The sequence below is a fragment of the Cyanobacteria bacterium QS_8_64_29 genome, from assembly GCA_003022125.1.
Taxonomy (GTDB): Bacteria; Cyanobacteriota; Cyanobacteriia; order Cyanobacteriales; family Rubidibacteraceae; genus QS-8-64-29.
The window spans coordinates 1-18,035 of the sequence record PXQH01000057.1 but is presented as its reverse complement, the minus strand read 5'-3'; the positions used below and the strand labels follow the sequence as shown (position 1 = coordinate 18,035).

Here is an 18,035-nt window from a genome sequence, read left to right as displayed (position 1 = left end):
CGCCGCCGATTAGGTTGCGATACTGCCGGATTGCCGTACTGGTTGTGCTTGCCGCCATGAATGCGCGGGCGTTGCGTTTTGGCTCCTACGCTAGCTCGGGGTCCGTTGCCGAGCCCGATAGGGCCAACTCGGCCTGCAGGTAGTCAATAAATTGGCGGGCGCTGCGCCCGGAGCGGCCGTGGTGCTGCTGGGCCCATTGCTGGGCGCGCGCTTCCAGCGCCTCGCGCTCCAGCGCAATGCCGGCTTGCGCTGCCAGGTGGTGCACGATTTGCAGGTAGGTCTGCCTGTCGGCCGGTTCGAAGGTCAGGGTGAGGCCAAAGCGATCGCCAAAGGAGAGCTTTTCTTGCAGCGTGTCCCAGGCATGGACTTCCTCGCGATTGCGCGGTTGCGGGCGCTCGTCAAAGAACTCGCGCACCAGGTGGCGCCGGTTGGAGGTGGCATAGATAGCCACGTTGCGCGCCGGTGCCGTCACGTTGCCCTCCAGCACGGCCTTAAGGGCTTTAAAGGCCTCGTCATCGGCCTCAAAGGACAGATCGTCGACAAAGATGATGAAGGTCTGCGGCTCGCCGCGCAGCTGCTCGAGCGCCTGCGGCAGCGCTGGCAGCTCGGCCTTGCTCAGCTCGACCAACCGCAACCCCTGCGCCCCGTAGGCCGACAGCAAGCCTTTCACCAAAGATGACTTCCCGGAACCGCGGCTGCCGTAGAGCAGCACGTTGAGGGCCGGCTGGCCGGCTAGCAGCGCCCGCGTGTTTTGCACGAGCGCCGCTTTTTGCCGCTCGTAGCCCACGATGTCATCCAGCGATACGGGATCGGGATGGGCAATGCCCAACAGCTGCCCACGCTGCCAGCGCAGCGCTCGGTATTGGGCGGGCAAGCCCGTGCCGTTGCAACGGTAGTAGTGGGCTAGTTCCTCGATAGCAGCGGCCCAGTCGACGCGCTGTTGCAAAAAGCTGGCTTGCCGGTTGGCAACCGTCCAAGCGACGGGCGGATCGGCCTGGCAGACCCAACGGCCGATTTGCTGTGGGCTGCAGTCGTAGAGGGCTTGCAGGGTGCCCAGATCCTGTCTGGCTGCCGCGACCAGCGCCTCAGGGAGCTCCGCCCAACGGTGCTGCTGCGCCTGGCGCGAGAACGGATTGTCATCCTGCAGGATCCGCTCGATGAGGTAGTCCTGCCAGCTCTGGTTGCGGGCAGCCAGCGCGCGAAACCAGCGCCCGTACGCCTGCCAGCAGGCCGCTGCGTCGCTGCCGGCATGCCAGGCTTGCAGTAGGGCCAGCAGGGCCTGGCCGGCATCCTCTGCCAGCACGCTGGGGTAGAGCAGCAGCGCCTGGGCTCGCCCGAGTAGGGAGGAGGCAGCGTGCATGGGTCCTAAGCCGAGTCGGGGTTGAGTTGCTCCATTCGCCAGGTGACATAGGTGCCGATGGGGCTCCACACAGCGTAGGGCAGCAGCAGCACGAACGCCCCGCGCGAGAGCGGCAGCACCGCCACCGCCAGGGCAATCCCCAAAACCATCCCCGTTGCGCCGATCACAGTCCCGACCCGCAGGCGGCGCAACTGCAGCATGGCCGGGGTATAAGAGACGGTGACGGCCTCCACCAGCAGGTAGCCGCCCATCAGGGCCCACGCGCGCGGGGTGCCCGGCGCCTGGTTCCAAACCAAGCTGGCCGAGGCAATGCCGCAGGCAAAAACGAACAGCCAAATGAGCGGAATGGCGCGCTCGAAGGTCAGCCATTGCGGGCGGCGCTGGCGCCGGAACCAACGGGAGTAGCGGGGCGTGAGCCGGCTGGCACCGTAGGCAACCAGCACCGCTACCGCCGCGATCGCGACCCAGGCCGGGATCATGCGCTTGCCTCACCGCTCGAGTGCATTCCCGCGTGCGGGGAAGACGTTGACCCAAGGTAGCGGGCCGAGGGGGCAAACGCCAGCCGCTCGCTAGGCTAGAGGTAGCGTTGGTTCCATCCCGCCCATGCCCGAACAAACTCTATGCCAACCGATCGAGCTGCTCTACGACGGTGACTGCCCGCTCTGCCAACGGGAGGTCCGGTTCCTGCAAAAGCGGGATGCCGGTCGCGGGCGCGTTGCCTTTGTCGATATTGCTGCTGCCGATTATGACCCGGCCCAGCACGCTGGCATCGACTACGAAACCGCCATGGGGCGGACTCATGCCATTCTGCCGGACGGGCAGATCGTGCGGGATCTGGAGGTGTTTCGGCGCATTTACCGCGCCTTGGGCATGGGATGGATCTATGCCCCCACGCGCTGGCCATTGGTGGGGCAGCTTGCCGACGGCCTCTACGCGCTCTGGGCGCGCTGGCGCCTGCCGCTCACCGGCCGCCCCAACCTCAAAACGCTTGCCGCCCGCTCGTGCCGTGATCGCTGCTCGTCCGAGCGGGCGCGCTTATAACAAACCTCCGTTTGCCGCCGGCAAACGGAGGTTTGGGTTGCAAACTGCTAAGGGCGAGTGCCGCTCACTCAGCCATCAGTTGCTGCAGCCGCTGTTGCAGTTCCGGGTCTTGCTGGACGGCAGCCAGGATGCGATTGAAGCGCTGCAGTTCTAGGCCTTCGGACTCGACGATCTGCTGCATTTGCGATTGGGTATCGCGCTGCACGTCGATCATGCGGTCCTTGGCCTGCTCGAACTGCTGCATCTCTTGCTCGGTGGCTGCCTGGATGTCGCTGTCCTCGGCTGCTTCCTCATCGCGCTGCGACTGCAAGATTTCGGTGAAGCGCTGCTCGCTCAGCCCTTCATCCTGAATGATGGCATCCATTTCCTGGCGCGACTCGCGCTGGACGGCTTGCATCTGTTTGAGGGCGGTCGCAAACTGGGACAGCTCTTGCTCGCCAACTTCAATATCGGGGGCTTGGGGCGCTGGCATTTCGGGCGGGGCTTGCTGCTGCTGTTGGGCGGCAGCTGGCGGCACGCCCCAGGCAAACAGCGCGAGAGCCACGGCAACAGTCAGGATCGTTCTGAGCACGGTTCGATCTCTCCTTAAGTCCGTTCGGTGCGGATGGGCAATGGGAGAATAGCCGGATCCCCACGGGATCCGCCGCTCAAGCTAACATGCCGGTTTTGGAGCTGCCCGCCTCCCCGGGCGCTAGCGCTCGGTTGCGGCCAGCTCGCGTTCGAGAAGCTGCCCCAGGCGCGTGCGCAGGGTTGGGAGCCCCATGCGCTGGCTGGCCGAGACGAAAGCCGCTTCCGGGAACTCGGCTCGGGCTTGGGTCAGCGTTGGCCCGTCAGCACAGTCGATTTTGTTGAAGGCCGTCAGGATGGGGCTGGGCGGCGTGGGTAGCTCCGATAAAACGGCCTGCACGGATTGCATGTGGCGCTCCCAGGCCGGGTGCGCCAAGTCCACCACGTGCACCAGGGCATCGGCCTCGGTGACTTCTTCCAAGGTGGCGCGAAACGCATCCAGCAGCGAGCTGGGCAGTTGTTGGATGAAGCCCACCGTATCGGTGAGCAGGATCTCGCGCCTGCCTTCGAGGCCTGCTTCGGGGACGGCCAGGCGGCGCGTGGTGGGATCCAGCGTGGCAAAGAGCCGATCGGCGGTGTGAATGTCGGCGCTGGTTAGGGCGTTCAGCAGCGTCGACTTGCCGGCGTTGGTATAGCCTACAAAGGCCACCGAGGGGATCTCGCGGGCCTGGCGCCGCTCGCGCAGCCGCGCGCGGTGCGCTTGCAGTTGGTTGACTTCCTGTTGCAGCCGGTCGATGCGGCGCCGGATGGCGCGCCGCTCGGTCTCCAGCTGGGTCTCGCCCGGGCCGCGCGTGCCAATGCCGCCGCCCAGCCGGGACATGGCTTTGCCCCGACCGGTCAGCCGCGGCAGCTTGTACTCCAGCTGCGCCAGCTCCACTTGCAGTTTGCCGGCGCGGGAGCGCGCGTGCTGGGCAAAGATGTCTAGAATCAGCTCGGTGCGATCCAGGATGCGGGTTCCCAGCAACTCCTCTAAGTTGCGCACTTGCGAGGGCAACAGGTCGCGATCGCAGGCAACCAGCGAGGCCCCCAGCGTTTGGGCCTGGAGCGCAATCTCTTGGATTTTGCCAGCGCCCACCACGGTTTTGGGATGGGGCTGGGCCCGGCGCTGGGTGATGGTGCTCAGAACCTTGCCGCCTGCCGTATCGACCAAGCGCTCCAGCTCGGCAACCCGCCCGGCAAACGCGTCGGGATTGCGCTCGTCGGCCATCAGCCCCACTACAATGGCGCGCTCGCGGTCCGCTTGGGGCTGCTGGGCCACGTGCTCGCGCTCGAATTCGGCTTCCAGGCTCTCAACCAGGGCCCAAAAATCCTGCTTGGAGAGCGCATCCAAGCTCATGGGCGGCCAAACCGTCCAGTAGGGCCGCTCGGCCGGGTCGCCCTCGGCGGCCGCCTGAGGCAACAGGTGAGCCAGATAGGTCTCGCGAACGTAGCCGGTTGCGGCGCCACCGCGCTTTTGAAAGCCTTCGCCGGTGAGGGTCAGGGTGAGGAGCGCATCCAGGCGCTGTACCACCATGGCCGTCAGGCTGGCTTCCTTGGGCGGGGCTGGCTTGGGTTGGGTGGCGATGCAGCGGATGCCGCTGAGGCGCTTGGCACTGTAGCGCGGCAGCTCGAGCGGCGGAATTTGGGTTTGATGCGGCGTTCCCACGCCCACGCGCACGACTTGGCCGCGGCGGTTGAGGTAGAGGCAGACCGGGACGTCAATCTCGGTACTGACCGCTGCGAGGCGTTGGGCGAGTTCCGGCGTTACAGGGCAGTCGCCTGGGACGCGCTGCTGGTAAAGGCGCTGTAGGGCTTTGAGCTGGTTGGATTTGAGGCCCTTGGTGTTGCCGTGAATCGCGGTGATGGGCATCCCTCCTTGCTCGCTTTGCCTCTATTTTAGTGAGCCCCCCGCCACTGCTCGCCCTAGGCTAGAGGCAGCGTCGTTGGGAGGCGAGCATGCACGGCCGGGCGCACATTGCCCTGGTGGGCGACATCCACGACTGCTGGGATCCGCTGGCGGAGCGGGCAGCGCTGCGATCACTGCAGGCCGACTTGGTACTGTTTGTCGGCGATCTGGGCAACGAGGCTGTTGGCATTGCGCGGGCCATTGCGGCGCTGGATTGGCCCAAGGCCATCGTGCTGGGCAACCACGATGCCTGGTACACCGCCACCCACTGGGGCCGCCAAAAATGCCCCTACAATCGCGAGCGCGAAGATCGCGTCCGGCAGCAGCTCGATCTGCTGGGCGATGCCCACATCGGCTACGGCAAGCGCGACTTTCCGCAGCTGCAACTGTCGGTGGTGGGCGGGCGTCCGTTTAGCTGGGGCGGTCCACGCTGGACGACCGAGGCCTTTTACCGCGAGCGCTACGGCGTTGATAGCTTAGCGGCCTCGCGCGAGCGCATTGCCGCCGCCGCCTGGGAGACAGCCTACGACACCGTCATTTTCCTGGGGCACAACGGGCCGGCCGGTTTGGGCGATCGCGCTGAAGCGATTTGCGGCCGGGACTGGGAGCCGCGCGGTGGCGACTACGGCGATCCCGATCTGGCCGGCGCGATCACCCAAGCGCGCGCTGCCGGCAAAACGGTGCCGTTTGTGGCCTTCGGCCACATGCACCACACGCTGCGCCATACCCAGGCGCAGCGCCGCACGGCCGTTGCAGCGGACGCGCAGGGAACCTTGGGCATCAACTGCGCGCGCGTGCCGCGCATTATCGAGCGAGACGGCCAGCGCTGGCGCAATTTGACGCTGGTAACGCTGGCACCGGATGCCAGTATTTGGGATGTTTCGCTGCTGTGGCTGGATTCGGCCGGTCGCGTAGGCGAGCGCGAAGCCTTCTACGGGCACCCGCATTGCGCGAGCGGCGCGATCCTGGGCTAGACGCGGCCCAGCGCCGCCTTGATAGGATGAGGAGCGGCGCGGAGAGGTGGCAGAGTGGTCGATTGCGGCCGACTTGAAATCGGCTGAGCCCGAGCAGGGCTCCGAGAGTTCGAATCTCTCCCTCTCCGCCTGGCTTACCGACTGCCAAATAGCAGTGCTATTCCGCCCACTGCAACGAGCGCCCCGAGAACGGCGCGGCCGCTAACGCGCTCCCCCAGGCTGACAGCAATGGGCAGCACGAACAGCGGGCTAGTTGCCCCCAGCGTTTGGGCAATGCCAGCTGGGGCCAGCTTGAGAGCCGTTTGCTGCAACCAGATGCCCAGGTAGGTACTGCCCGATGCCGTTAGCGTGATCGCGCCCAGGAAGCGCGGCGACCAGTGCGGCCAGGAGGCGCGCCCCGAGCGGCGCCATTGCCATGCCCCCAGCAGGCCTGCCACCAGCAGCGTTCCCGCGCTCAGCCGCAGCAGCGCACCCCAAAGCGGGCTGAGGGCCGAGCCGGCCAGTGCAGCGCGCGAGAGGACGGCCCCGCCGGCCTGAGCCGCGGCAGCGAGGAGGCCCCAGCCAATCCCCTGCTTGGCCTGCTCGCGTGCGATCGCAGCGGCGGGCGTGCGCTCGCTAATGACCCAAGCGACCCCCAGCACGGTTAGGCCAATGCCCGCCCAGGCCGCAGCGGCCAGCGCTTCGCCCAGAGCGCCCCAGGCCAACAGCGCCGCCAGCGGCGGTGCTAGCGTCTCCAGCAGCAACGCCCGCCGCGCGCCCAAACGCACCAGGGCCGCAAAAAAGGCCGTATCGCCAATGCCAATGCCCAGCACGCCGCTGAGTGCCAGCAGCGCAGGCGGTAGCGGGCCGGTTGCAGGGAGCGGCTGCCCCACCAGCAGCAGGGTCAGCCCCAGCAGCGCGATCGCGACCAGGCCCTTGAGCAGGTTGAGCTGCAGCGGCGATGCTGACTGCCCCAGCCGCCCGTAGGCGAGCGAGGCCACTGCCCACAACAGGGCAGCGGCCAGTGCAGCCAGTTGGCCCGTCACGGCTGCCATGGGCGAGCGCGCTCGTTGGCATCAAGCTAGCAGGTCGTCCAACCCCAGCTCGAACAGCAGCTCCCGAGCGAGGCCGCCGGCTTGCTCCAGCCGAACGGTGCTGGCCTCGAATTGGGCCGTTCCTCGCGTGTCCGGATAGCGCACCCACAGCAACCCGCCGCGGCAGCTCAGCACCGCCGCCCGGTCGCCGCGGTGGGTAGTGACCCAATCGCCGGGCTTGATGCCAGCGCCGGCACGCGGGTCGTTGTAGGATAGAGTACTTGGGTGGCTCAATCGCGATCGCGAGGTCGGGGGCCTCGGGAGGATCGATGAGCGACGATCTCGTGCACGCCGAGCCGTTTCGAGGCTATCAACTCGAGGTGCGCTTCGATCGCGGTGCCTACTGGGGGAGGGCCACCAACGCCAACAACCGACTCGAGACCGGCCCGCGCTCGAGCCAAAGCGAAGCCCTCAATCAGGGCCGCTTCGAGATTCTCAAGCGGGAGACGCAAGCCACCGAGCGCGCCAGCTGCATTGTCGATTGCATCTCGGGTGAGGTGCTCTACACCAACCTGTGGGCCCAGCGCGAGGGGGACTTTCCCTACGGCGAGCGCCACGTCATGGCCGAGCTCGAGCGCGAGATTGTCAAAATCGGCGGCAATTTAGTCTGCAAGGTGGCAACGCCGGCTTAAGCGGCATCGCTGCCATCCAAATTGATGCTCGTGCGCAGGTTTTTGGGCATTTGCGAGTGCAACACGCCCTGCTTGTAGGAGCCGCATCCCAGCTCGTAGGGGCCGTAGCGCACGTGCACGTAGCCCGGTTCCCCTGTTGCCGCCAGCGTCTGGGGCTGCGCCAGCAAAAAGCGTTGCGCTTGCTCGGCATCGGCTAGGGCGATTGCGTTGCGATCGATGTGGGGCCCGAGGCGCTGCAGGGCGCTAGTGGTGGGTTTGTAGCCGACTGGCAAGCACCGCACCAAGGGCAGGCCCAAGGTCTGCACCGGCGGTTGCGCCGGCGGTTGGCAAGCGGCATCGGTCATCCAGACCTTGTCGCTGCCTTTGTGCCAGAACTGCAGCGGGGGCACGTCGGCGCGGGCCAGCCCAAAGCGCTCGCCAAACCAGTGCCAGGCTTCGGGAACCGCCAGCGGTGCCAGTGGGGACTGGGCACCGTCCGCAGTAAGAGCGCTTTCCAGCTGCTCGGCCGCCGATCGGCGGATGCGGGCGACAAAAAAGCCACCCGTATCGTTGAAGTGCGGGAAGTAGCGCTGGGCGCGCGCCAAATCGGCGCGGAAGGACTGCCCGTCCCAGCGGTGCAATCCTGCCATGCCGCGCAGCTGCGGGATGGCTGCTGACTCCAGCTGGCCGCGATCGCCCAGGACGGCATCGATAGGAGCTTCGTTTTCTTCCGGGGCGAAGGTGCAGGTGCTGTAAACCACCACCCCGCCCGGCTTGACCAGCTGTAGGGCCCGCTCGAGTAGCTTGCGCTGGGTTACCGCGATCCGCCGGCTGTAGCGGTGGGTGTAGCCCCGCCAGTGGGCGCGCACCTTGCGCGTCGAGCCCTCGCCCGAACAGGGAGCATCCACCAGCACCCGATCGAACGACTGCGGCGGCAGCGGGATGTGCCGGCCATCGCTGTTGGTGACCGCCACGTTGAGCGCGCCCATGCGATCCAGCATGGCCCGCAGGCTGGCCATGCGCGCCACCTGGGCTTCGTTGGCCACGACCGTTCCCGTACCGGCCAGCCGCGCAGCGATTTGGATGGTTTTGCCCCCCGGCGCGGCGCACAGATCCAGCACGCGTTCGCCAGGCTGCGGGTCCAGGGCCTGCACGGCGGCCAGCGAGATTTCCTCCTGCACGTTGTACCAGCCGGCGGCGAAGGCGATCGTTGCGCCTGGCTTGGCCCACTCGCGGGAGCGGAAGGCGTTGGGGTACCACGCCAGCGGCTCGAAGGGGATGCCGCGATCCCGCAGCAGCCCGGCAACCGCCTCGGGCGAAGCTTTGGCCGGATTGGCCCAGACGCAGGTGGGCACGGGGCGGGCCATGCAGGCCTCGAACGCCACCGGATCGTCGATGAGGTCCCGGTAGCGTTGCAGCAGGTCCTGCGCGGTGGCAGCGGTGGCAGACATGGGTCGGGTCAGTAGCGCAGCCACAGCGTAGCGAAAGCAAGCCCTGCTACCGGCGGCACTGGGCGCGCCTACTTGCTGGCCTGTTGGTACTCCCCCTCCGGGGCCTCGGCGGCCGACACCTGCTCGGCGTGGCTGGCGGTTGCCCCACTGGATTTGGCCAGATACACCCCGCTCAGGATGACCGGAAACCCCACCCAGGCCAGCGGGCTGGGCTGCTCGAAGAAGATCAGCAGCGCCAGCAGCGCGCTAATGGCCGGCTCCAGCAGCAAAAAGACCGCAATGAAACTGGCCGAGAAGCGGTCCATACTGTCGGCCAGCAGGCGCTGCCCCAGGCCCTCACTCACGAGCCCCAGTCCGAGCGCCCCTAGCCACGCCGTCAGCGTGGTGGGGAAAAACTGCCCCTCGCTCAGCCAGACCACCGGCGCGAGCAGCACGCTGCCGACGGCGCAGCGCCACAGCAGGATGGTGGTCGCCGAGAAGCGATCGCGCAGCAACTCGACCAGCAAAAAGTAGATTCCCAGAAAAACCGCCGACAGGAAGGCGCAAGCATCGCCGAACAGCACCCCTTCGCCGCCTTCCCAGTCCTCGAGCGCTAGCGCCGTTGCCCCCGATAGCGCGATCGCCATGCCTGCCAGAAACCGACTGTCGAAGCGCTGGCCCAGCACCAGCCACCCGCCCAGGCTGGTGAAAATGGGGGTGAGGTTGTTCAGCAGCATGGATTTGGCCACGCTGGTGTGCGCCAGCGAGATGGCCCACAGCACCAGCGAGGCGCTGGCAACCAGGCCCATCCCCAAAAGCAATGCCCCCTGGCGCCAGCTCGGCGCTGCCAGTGCCGTCGGCTCGCCCTGGCCGGTCAACCGCTGGCTGACGGCGCGCCCCACCCCAAACAACAGGGCAAACAGGAACAGGCGATTGAAAACCGTGGCATTGGGGCCCAACTCGGTCTCGCTCAGGCGAATGAAAATGGGGGCGAACGCCACCGCAATCAGCGCTGCAATCAACAGCAGCAGCGCCAGCGTAGTGGAGCGCTCGCCGGCCGCAGGGGCGCGCTGAAACAGCATGGCAGACGGATCGAGCCGCCGAATCTAGCTTAACACCCGTGCAGCCGGCCGCGATGTAGCTGGCGATACGAGCGTTCGAGGGCCCCTGCGGGATGGCGAATGAATCGGGCTCAGTTCGTAGCACAGGCTACGCACTGGTCCGCACCCAGCATGCTACGTTCGCGTTCCGGATGCGGCGAGCTTCCCCGCCATGGCCGATTTTCCTTCTCCTTCCACGCAGGAGCGCGCCCCGTCCCGCTGGGTGGCAGCGGCACTGAGCGCGCTAGATCCGCAATACCTGCTGCCTAGCCTGAGCGCTGGCCTGGTGACTGGCATTATTGCTGTCATTCGTGCCATTTCCTACGCCGCGCTGGTTTTTGCTGGGGATTTGGCCGTTCACTTACCGGTGGGCATCGGCCTCGCCATTTTTGGCAACATCGCCCTCAGCGCCGTCGTGGCCCTCACCGGCCCCTTCCCCGGCACGATCACGACGCCGCTGGCTGCGCCCACCGCTGTCCTGGCAACCCTGGCCGGCAGCATTGCCTTGCATGCCAGCGAGCCGGCCGCTTCGCCGACGGTGCTGGTCACGGTTGTGGCCGCGATCGCGCTGGGCACGCTCCTGTCGGGGCTGGTGCTGCTGGCCCTGGGGGTGCTCCGCCTGGGTGATCGCATCCAGCGCATTCCTTATCCCGTCATCGGCGGCTTCATGGCCGGCACGGGCTGGTTGCTGGTGACCGGCTCGCTGCAGGTCATGACGGGCATCCAACCGAGCTGGGAAGCGTTGCCTGCGCTGCTGGCGCCGACAGTGCTGCCGCGCTGGCTGCTGGGAGTGGGCTTTGCCCTGGTTCTGCTGGCGGTCACGGCGCGCTACAAGCATTTTTCGGTCGTGCCGCTGAGCCTGCTGGCGTTCGTGGCGGCGTTCTACGCCGGCTTGCTGGGCACCGGGATGCCGCTGGAGGCGGCCCGGGCGCAAGGCTGGCTGCTCGATCTGGCCTTTACGGGCGGGGTGTGGCAGCCGCTGACCCCGCAGGCGCTGGCCGCAATCGATTGGGGCGCCGTACTGCAAGCTTGGGATGGAATTGCCTCGCTCGTGCTGATTTGCGTGCTCGAGCTGGTGCTGACCAAAAACGGCATCGAGCTGGCGGTGGGGCAAGACATCGATCTGGACCGCACCTTGAGCGCGGTAGGACTGGCCAACGTGGCGGCCGGTCTGGGCAGCGGCATGGCTGGCAACCAGGCCCTGCCCAGCACGCTGCTGGTCGCCAAAATGTCGGCTAGCACCCGCCTGACGGGTCTGATTTGCGCCCTAGTGAGCGTGGCCGTGCTGGTGGTGGGCGCTACGTTCCTATCGGTGCTGCCCAAACCGGTGTTGGGCGCGCTAGTGCTGTATCTGGGCCTGTCGCTGCTGATCCAGTGGGGCTATCAGACGTGGTTCCGGCTAGCGCGCGCCGAGTACGGTGTCATCGTGGCAATGTTGGTTGCCATTGGCGTTTGGGGCTTTTTGGAAGGCGTGGCCCTTGGGTTCGGGCTGCAGGTGCTGATCTTTTTGGTTGCCTACAGCCGGCAAGGGGCCATCAGCGGCACCAGCGACGGCACCACTACCCAGAGCTCGAGCACGCGTTCCCCAGCGGTGCAGCAGTGGCTCCAGGAGCGCGGCCACCGCCTGCACATCCTGCACCTGCGCGGCTACCTCTTTTTCGGCACGGCGAATGGCTTGCTGGTACAGTTCCGGTCGCTGGCAACCGCGAGCGAGGGGCAGCGCCCAAGCTTGATCGTGCTCGATGCCCGCCGCTTGGAAGGCACCGACGCCACCGGTGTTTACAATTTGGCTCGCATCCGCATCCTGGCGCAGCAGCACGGTATCACGCTGGTCTATACCGCTCTGGCTCCCGAGCTCGAGGCCCAGCTGCGCCGCGGCGGCGCGATCGCCGCAGACGACCCGACGTGCCGCTGCTTCGAGTGCTTTGATGGCGGTCTGGCCTGGTGCGAGGAACGCCTGCTGAGCGAGGCCAGCCTATCGGTAGCGTCCTAACCCAGGCCCAACCCCAGACTAGGTAGCATGGGCCCGGAGCGCTCCCCTGTCACCTTGCCCACAGCCACCGTGGTCGATGCCCCGGCCAGCTCCACGTCCTCGACCCAGTCGCGTTCGAGCGCCTGATGGCAGAGGCATCCGAGGTGGGAGAAGCCGTTCAGGGGGGGCCTGATGCGCGCGCTCTGCCACCGACTCGCTCGGTGCGAAGCGCAGCTGCAGGCGCCGCTCAGCTAGCTGGCAGATTCGCTGTCGATGTACTCGCGCCAGCGCGCGATTTTCGCACCCTGAAAGTCCACCAGAATGGCATCTTGGGCGCGGTAGCGCTCGCCGGTGGCGCGCACCCGGTGCGACCAATCCCATTCGATCGCGGCCGCATCGCCATCGAGCAGCAGGCGCCGGATGCGGATGCGGACGTCGCTATTGTCCTGAGCAAAGGCCTCAAAGGCTCGGCGGATGGCTTCGGGCCCGACCCAACGCTGCCCCGGCACGATGAGCTCGCCTTGGGGGGCAAACGCGCGGGCAAAGGCAGCAGCATCGCCGCGCTCCCAGGCGCGCGCCGCTTGCTCCAGGGTGGCGCGCCTGGCCGCCGGTGCAGCGGGATCAGTCTCAGCTGCCACAGTCGGCATCAGTGCGCTGCCGGCAAGCCACAAGCCGGCAGCGAGTACCGCAATTTGGGCGGCAGCGCGCGCCACAGCGCATCCCGGACGCGCTCATCCTTGCCGCTGGTGGGCGGCCTCGGGCACGCCAGCGCACTGCTGGGGGGTCCAGGTGGAAGTGCACGGGATTTTGCTCAGGTCGGCGCGGTGCTTGTACTTGCCGGCCACTTCGGTGACCTCGTTGAGCAAGTCCTGGGCCAGGGTTTTGGGCTCGAGGCCCAGATCCAGCAGCCGCCGGTTCTCTACCGAGAGGTCGTTTTCTAGCGCCTCCTTGCGCGGGTTGTCCACGTAGGCAATCTCGGCGCCGGTGAGCTGCGCCACCAGCTGGGCCAAATCGCGGATGCAGTGGGTCTCGGTCATTTGGTTGAGGATCTTGACCCGCTCGCCATGCTCGGGCGGATAGGCCAGGGCCAGCTCGATGCAGCGCACCGTGTTTTGGATGTGGATAAAGGCCCGGGTCTGACCGCCGGTGCCGTGCACGGTCAGCGGGTAGCCCACCGCCGCCTGCATCAAAAAGCGGTTGAGTACCGTGCCGAAATCGCCGTCGTAGTCGAAGCGGTTGATCAGGCGCGGGTCGCGCCGGGTGTCTTCGGTCTCGGTGCCCCAGACGATACCCTGGTGCAGGTCGGTGACGCGCACGTTATCGTTTTTGTTGTAGTAGGCGAACAGCAGCTGGTCCTGGGTCTTGGTCATGTGGTAGACGCTGCCGGGGTTGGGCGGGTACAGGATCTGCTGCGGCACGCGATCGCCGTCCTCGGTGACGATCTCGACGTCCAGATAGCCCTCGGGGATTTTGATCCCGGCGGTGCCGTAGCCGTAGACGCCCATGGTCCCCAGGTGCACCAGGTGGATGTCCTGGCCCGATTCGGCAATGGCGCAGAGGGTGTTGTGGGTGGCGTTGATATTGTTGCTGACGGTGTAGCGCTTGTGGGCCGAGGACTTCATGGAGTAGGGCGCGGCCCGCTGCTCGGCAAAGTGCACGATGGCGTCGGGGCGCTCGTCTTGAATGAGCTGCAGCAGCTGGTCGTAGTCTTCGGCCACATCCAGGCGGTGAAAGTCAATGGCGCGCCCGCTGACTTCGCGCCAGGCCTGCAGGCGCGTGCCCATGGGCGCAATGGGAGTCAGCGAGCTGGCTTCCAATTCGTTGTCGATGTCGCGGCGGGCCAGGTTGTCGGCAATGATGACCTCGTGGCCGCTGCGGGACAGGTGCAGCGAGGTGGGCCAGCCGCAAAAGCCGTCTCCGCCTAGAACCAGTACTTTCATGCTCGCCCCGGAATGCGCTTTCGTGACCAGAGCCTAGCAAATCCCCTGGCTGGCTGCGAATGCCGCAGCGGCACGCCGGCCGCGGCAAGCCGGGGTAGCACTATGCTGGAGGGCTGGAACGTGCCCTTGCCCGGTTGCCATGCAGCTGCTCCCCTCGCCCCGCCAAATGGCCGTGGCGCGCGTTGATGCGCTGTTGCAGTCGTTCCAGCCCTTTGGGGTTAGCCTGGGCCTCGATCGCATCGAGCGCTTGCTCGCCCGGCTGGACGATCCCCAACGCGCCGTTCCCTTCGTCCATGTCACCGGCACCAACGGCAAAGGCTCGGTCTGCGCGTACCTGTCTTCGGTCTTGGCGGCCGCCGGTTACCGCGTGGGGCGCTACACCTCGCCCCATCTAGTCGACTGGAGCGAGCGCATCTGCCTCAACGAGCAGCCCATTCCGCACTGGGGGCTGGCGCTGGTACTGCAGCGCGTGCGCGATGCCATTCCGGCCGATGCCGAGCCGCCCACGCAGTTCGAGCTGCTCACGGCGGCGGCCTGGCTCTATTTCGCGCGCCAGCGCGTCGATGTCGCCGTCATGGAGGTGGGCTTGGGTGGCCGCCTCGATGCCACCAATGCCGCCGAGCAGCCCTTGGCAAGCGCCATTACCACCATCAGCCGCGAGCACTCGCAGCAGCTGGGCGATACCCTCGCCGAGATTGCCACCGAGAAAGCCGGCATCCTCAAACCGGGGCGGCCAGTGGCGATCGGCCCCATGCCCCAACCCGCCCAGGCTGCGATTGCCGAGCGCGCCTCGGCGCTGGGGTGCCCGCTCTGGTGGGTTAAGCCGGCCAGCGAGCTTCCCCCGGATCGCGAGGGCAAGCGCTGGGCGTTCGCCAGGGGGGTAACCTATCCGCTACCGCTGCCGGGGCAGGTGCAGCTGACCGACTCCGCGATCGCCGTTGCGCTCGTGCAGTGCCTGCAGCAGCAAGGTTACTCGGTGCCGCTGGCTGCTATCGAGACCGGCATGGCCCGCGCGCGCTGGTCGGGGCGGCTGCAGTGGGTGCTGTGGCGCGGCCGCCCCCTGCTGCTCGATGGCGCTCACAATCCCACCGCGGCCCGCGCCCTGCGCCACTACCTCGATAGCTTGGAAACGGCGGTTGCCTTTGTGACTGGCATCTTGGCCACCAAAGACTGCGACCGCCTCTTGCAGGCCCTGCTGCGGCCCGGCGATCGCGCTTATTTTGTGCCAGTTCCAGAAGAGCGCTCTAGCGATCCCCAGCGCTTGGCAAGCCTGGCTGCCCAACATTGCCCGGAGCTGGCCGCCTGCCGCGCCTATCCGGACTTGGCCAGCGCCCTAGCGGATGCCATGGCCGAAACACCCCCAACCGAGACTGTTAGCGTGTGCGGTTCCCTGTACCTGGTAGGGCAGTTTTTGGGCGAGCTGGCGCGCTGATAGCAAGCGCCAGTCCTGCGGGAAAGCTCCCGCCTAGCATGGCATCCTCGATGGTCTCCCTGCGCGCTGTCCCGCAGTTGACTGCAGCAAGCTGGCCGCGTTGGCTCGGCCGGCGCGGGCGCAGCGTGGGCGTCGATCTCAGTCCTGAGGGCATCGCGCTGGCCCAAATCGAGCCCTCGCGTTACCGAGCGCAGCTAACGGCGCTCGCCTCGCTGGGCGTTCCCGAAGGGGCATTCCAGGAATGCGAGATTGCCGATCCGGTGGCCCTGGCCGAGCGCATTCGGGCTGGCTTGGGCGAGCACAACCTCAAGCCGCGGCAGGCCGCAGCTGCTGTGCTGGCCCAGCAAGCGTTCTTTCAGCCCATTCTGCTGCCAGCCGGGCTGGAAGCGGAGGCACTGCGCGAGGCCTTGTTCGAGCGCGAGGCGCCGCGCTATCTGCCCGAGCCACTGGCAGAGCTGGCGGTGGACTACCAAGTCCTGGACACTGTGGAAGTCGAAGGTGGCCAGCTCCAAACCCAGGTGCTGCTGGTGGCCTTGCGCCGCGCAATCGCGGATCGCTATTGGGAAACGTTCCAGCAAGCAGGCTTGGAACTAGCGGTCCTGGAGATCGATAGCTTCGCCCAACTGCGCGCGCTGCGCGAGCGCTTGCGGCCGCTGAGCTCCTACGACGCCGCCATGCTGCTCGATATTGGCGGCGATCGCAGCGAGCTAACGGTTGTGGTGGATGGCGTGCCGCAATCCCATCGGACGCTACCGCTCGGATGCGACCGGTTGCAGCCGCCGACGGAGATGGCCTCGACCGAGCTGACTGCAACAACCCCCCAGCTACCAGACTGGGTCACCCTAGCCGAGGAAATCGAGCGCTCGGTTGCGCTGCAGCGCGACCGTAACGAAGGGATTGAGGTGGTGCAGTTGCTGCTCGCCGGTGCGGGTGCCAGCATCGAGGGGCTCGCTCGCGCAAGGCGCGAGCGGTTGCAGCTGCCGGTCGTTCCGGTGGATCCGCTCGAGCCGCTGTCAGAGCAGCAGCAGGCGACCCCATCCAACACCGAGCGCCCGCGTTGGACCACGGCCATCGGTTTGGCATTGCGAGCCGCCCGAGAGCATGCATGAGCTCGAGATCAACTTCGTTCGCGATCGCGAGGCTGCCTCAGCATTGGCTGGGCCCCTCCCCATCCCGCGGCCGCCCGTCCCTCTCCCTTACCTGGTGGGGGGCGCGATTGGGGTGAGCGTGCCGCTGGCTGTGGCTGGCTACGGGCTATGGCTGGGCGCGCAAACCGAGCAGGTACGCCGCGAGATTCAGGCGCTCGACGCGCGTTTGGGGCAGCGCCAAACCGGCCAGCAATCCCGCCAGCAACAACGCCAGCAGCTCGAGCAAACCCGTGCCGAGACCCAAGCGCTGGCTAGCCTGTTCGAGCAAATCAAGCCCCTATCGGCGCTGCTACAAGCCATTCGCGAGCGCATCCCGGCTAACGTGCAGCTCCAGCGCATCGAGCAGAGCGGGACAACGCCGCTCGATACCACTCTGACCCTATCCGGATTCGCGCGCTCGTTCGAGACGGTCAATGCGTTTCAGCTCACCCTGCAGCGCTCGCCGCTTCTGCAAGCCTAGGCCACCCAGGTGCAGAGCCTGGAGCGCGCGCCGTATCCCGAGTCCTACCTGAGCGGGGTAGCAGCCGTCCGGGTGCCTTCGGTGGTGAACTACACCATCCGCACGCAAGCCAGCGATCATGCGGCCGCCCAGATCCTGGAAGCGCTCGAGCGCCAAGGGGCCAGCGGTTGGGCCGTCCGCCTGCGGGCGCTGCAGCAGCAAGGGATGCTCGAGCCATGACCTACGACGAGACTTCCCCAGCGAACCGCAAGACGAGGCCCTAGAGCAATTTCCCGACCCCGAGTATCCGGTCGTTTTTGGGGTCACCATAACGCAGCGCGTGGGCGGCATTCTGGTGGGCGTCCTGGGGGTTTTTGTCGGGGCCTATCTCTATCTCAACTGGGTGGGCCCGGCCCGAGAGGAGTACCGGCAGCTGCAGCAAGAGCGGCGCGATAAGCAAGCGCAGCTGCAAGGAGGAACTGGGGCAAGCCACGAGCGCCAACAGCTTCAGGCCCAGTTGCAGCAAGCGCGCGCGAACCGGCAGTTTGTCGCCAGCCTGCTTGCCAGCGAAGGCGCGCTCGATACGCTCATCGCCGACTTGCAGCAGATCGTCACCGAGACCAATACCGCCCTGGGCACTACCGCCGAGGGCGAGCGGTTCGAGCTGCGCAAGTTCCAACCTACCGGCGAAGGGGCGCAAATCGTGCAAGACAGCTCGCTGGGCAGCGCCCTCAATGGCAACATCAAGCGCCGCAGTTATGCTGTCGAAGCGACCGGCACGTTCCGCCAAACGCTGGCCGTTCTGCGCGAGATCGAGCGGTTGCAAGCCCTGCTGCTCGTGCGCAACTTCCAAGCTGAGATTGCCGAGCCCCCCAGCTTGGAATACCAGCCGGCGCAGCAGGCGCTGGTCCCCCAAACGCAGCCCCGGTTGCAGGTGTCATTCCGCTTGGATGCTCTTTTGCCACTAAGAGTGCCTAACAAAACTGGTAGGGATGAGGAGGGAGAGCTCCGGTCTATGCCATGGCCAAACCGCTCGTACCCAACGAACTCTGGGCCGAAATCG

Annotated in this window: 19 protein-coding genes and 1 tRNA gene; 10 read left to right on the top strand and 10 right to left on the bottom strand. The window is 66.7% G+C overall.

The window, feature by feature from the left end; all coding sequences use genetic code 11:
- Nucleotides 1-85: 85 nt before the first annotated feature.
- Nucleotides 86-1,360, bottom strand: coding sequence for an AAA+ family ATPase (locus BRC58_09135; protein PSP16396.1), 1,275 nt, complete (start codon nt 1,358-1,360; stop codon nt 86-88).
- Between the two features lie 5 nt (nt 1,361-1,365).
- Nucleotides 1,366-1,839 (bottom strand): TspO protein, encoded by a 474-nt coding sequence (locus BRC58_09130; protein ID PSP16395.1) that lies wholly within the window; start codon nt 1,837-1,839, stop codon nt 1,366-1,368.
- Between the two features lie 124 nt (nt 1,840-1,963).
- Between BRC58_09130 and BRC58_09125 the strand changes: the two genes are divergently transcribed.
- On the top strand, nt 1,964-2,401 hold the full coding sequence (locus BRC58_09125) for a thiol-disulfide oxidoreductase (GenBank protein ID PSP16394.1): 438 nt from the start codon (nt 1,964-1,966) through the stop codon (nt 2,399-2,401).
- A 64-nt stretch (nt 2,402-2,465) separates the two neighbouring features.
- Here the strand turns inward: BRC58_09125 and BRC58_09120 are convergent, their stop codons facing one another.
- Complete coding sequence (locus tag BRC58_09120) at nt 2,466-2,945, bottom strand: hypothetical protein (GenBank protein PSP16393.1); 480 nt, start codon at nt 2,943-2,945, stop codon at nt 2,466-2,468.
- 147 nt (nt 2,946-3,092) lie between these two features.
- Nucleotides 3,093-4,817 carry a GTPase HflX gene (gene hflX, locus BRC58_09115; GenBank protein PSP16392.1) on the bottom strand — a complete coding sequence of 575 codons (1,725 nt, stop codon included), beginning with the start codon at nt 4,815-4,817 and terminating at the stop codon, nt 3,093-3,095.
- Nucleotides 4,818-4,903: 86 nt separating this feature from the next.
- Here hflX and BRC58_09110 point away from each other — a divergent pair, with 86 nt between their 5' ends.
- Together BRC58_09110 and BRC58_09105 are read left to right on the top strand one after the other, a co-directional pair.
- On the top strand, nt 4,904-5,827 hold the full coding sequence (locus BRC58_09110) for a TIGR04168 family protein (protein ID PSP16391.1): 924 nt from the start codon (nt 4,904-4,906) through the stop codon (nt 5,825-5,827).
- A gap of 40 nt (nt 5,828-5,867) precedes the next feature.
- Nucleotides 5,868-5,958: transfer RNA gene (locus tag BRC58_09105), tRNA-Ser, on the top strand.
- Between the two features lie 3 nt (nt 5,959-5,961).
- Here BRC58_09105 and BRC58_09100 read toward each other — a convergent pair.
- Together BRC58_09100 and BRC58_09095 are read right to left on the bottom strand one after the other, a co-directional pair.
- Nucleotides 5,962-6,861, bottom strand: a complete 900-nt coding sequence (locus BRC58_09100) for an EamA family transporter (protein ID PSP16390.1) — start codon at nt 6,859-6,861, stop codon at nt 5,962-5,964.
- A 21-nt stretch (nt 6,862-6,882) separates the two neighbouring features.
- Nucleotides 6,883-7,134, bottom strand: a complete 252-nt coding sequence (locus BRC58_09095) for a hypothetical protein (protein ID PSP16389.1) — start codon at nt 7,132-7,134, stop codon at nt 6,883-6,885.
- A gap of 35 nt (nt 7,135-7,169) precedes the next feature.
- Here BRC58_09095 and BRC58_09090 point away from each other — a divergent pair, with 35 nt between their 5' ends.
- Entirely contained in the window at nt 7,170-7,532 is a 363-nt protein-coding gene (locus BRC58_09090) for a hypothetical protein (GenBank protein ID PSP16388.1), read from the top strand.
- Here the strand turns inward: BRC58_09090 and BRC58_09085 are convergent.
- Nucleotides 7,529-8,962 carry a hypothetical protein gene (locus BRC58_09085; protein ID PSP16387.1) on the bottom strand — a complete coding sequence of 478 codons (1,434 nt, stop codon included), beginning with the start codon at nt 8,960-8,962 and terminating at the stop codon, nt 7,529-7,531. The two genes, BRC58_09090 and BRC58_09085, sit on opposite strands and share 4 nt — an antisense overlap.
- 68 nt (nt 8,963-9,030) lie before the next feature.
- Nucleotides 9,031-10,023 (bottom strand): EamA family transporter, encoded by a 993-nt coding sequence (locus BRC58_09080; protein PSP16386.1) that lies wholly within the window; start codon nt 10,021-10,023, stop codon nt 9,031-9,033.
- Nucleotides 10,024-10,213: 190 nt separating this feature from the next.
- Between BRC58_09080 and BRC58_09075 the strand changes: the two genes are divergently transcribed.
- Entirely contained in the window at nt 10,214-12,034 is a 1,821-nt protein-coding gene (locus BRC58_09075) for a sodium-independent anion transporter (protein ID PSP16385.1), read from the top strand.
- A 230-nt stretch (nt 12,035-12,264) separates the two neighbouring features.
- Here BRC58_09075 and BRC58_09070 read toward each other — a convergent pair whose 3' ends face one another.
- Both BRC58_09070 and BRC58_09065 read right to left on the bottom strand, forming a co-directional pair.
- Complete coding sequence (locus BRC58_09070; GenBank protein ID PSP16384.1) at nt 12,265-12,726, bottom strand: DUF4440 domain-containing protein; 462 nt, start codon at nt 12,724-12,726, stop codon at nt 12,265-12,267.
- A gap of 18 nt (nt 12,727-12,744) precedes the next feature.
- The gene (locus BRC58_09065; GenBank protein ID PSP16383.1) at nt 12,745-13,953 is read right to left on the bottom strand and encodes an NAD-dependent dehydratase; all 1,209 of its coding nucleotides are present in this window, start codon (nt 13,951-13,953) and stop codon (nt 12,745-12,747) included.
- A 166-nt stretch (nt 13,954-14,119) separates the two neighbouring features.
- Here BRC58_09065 and BRC58_09060 point away from each other — a divergent pair, with 166 nt between their 5' ends.
- From BRC58_09060 to BRC58_09040, 5 genes are all read left to right on the top strand, one after another.
- Nucleotides 14,120-15,385, top strand: coding sequence for a bifunctional folylpolyglutamate synthase/dihydrofolate synthase (locus BRC58_09060; protein ID PSP16439.1), 1,266 nt, complete (start codon nt 14,120-14,122; stop codon nt 15,383-15,385).
- A 38-nt stretch (nt 15,386-15,423) separates the two neighbouring features.
- Nucleotides 15,424-16,494 (top strand): hypothetical protein, encoded by a 1,071-nt coding sequence (locus BRC58_09055; protein ID PSP16382.1) that lies wholly within the window; start codon nt 15,424-15,426, stop codon nt 16,492-16,494.
- Nucleotides 16,487-16,993 carry a hypothetical protein gene (locus BRC58_09050; GenBank protein PSP16381.1) on the top strand — a complete coding sequence of 169 codons (507 nt, stop codon included), beginning with the start codon at nt 16,487-16,489 and terminating at the stop codon, nt 16,991-16,993. Before BRC58_09055 ends, BRC58_09050 begins: the two co-directional genes overlap by 8 nt.
- A 9-nt stretch (nt 16,994-17,002) precedes the next feature.
- The gene (locus BRC58_09045) at nt 17,003-17,212 is read left to right on the top strand and encodes a hypothetical protein (GenBank protein ID PSP16380.1); all 210 of its coding nucleotides are present in this window, start codon (nt 17,003-17,005) and stop codon (nt 17,210-17,212) included.
- Nucleotides 17,213-17,312: 100 nt separating this feature from the next.
- The coding region (locus BRC58_09040) for a hypothetical protein (protein PSP16379.1) at nt 17,313-18,035 on the top strand (723 nt) is incomplete at its 3' end.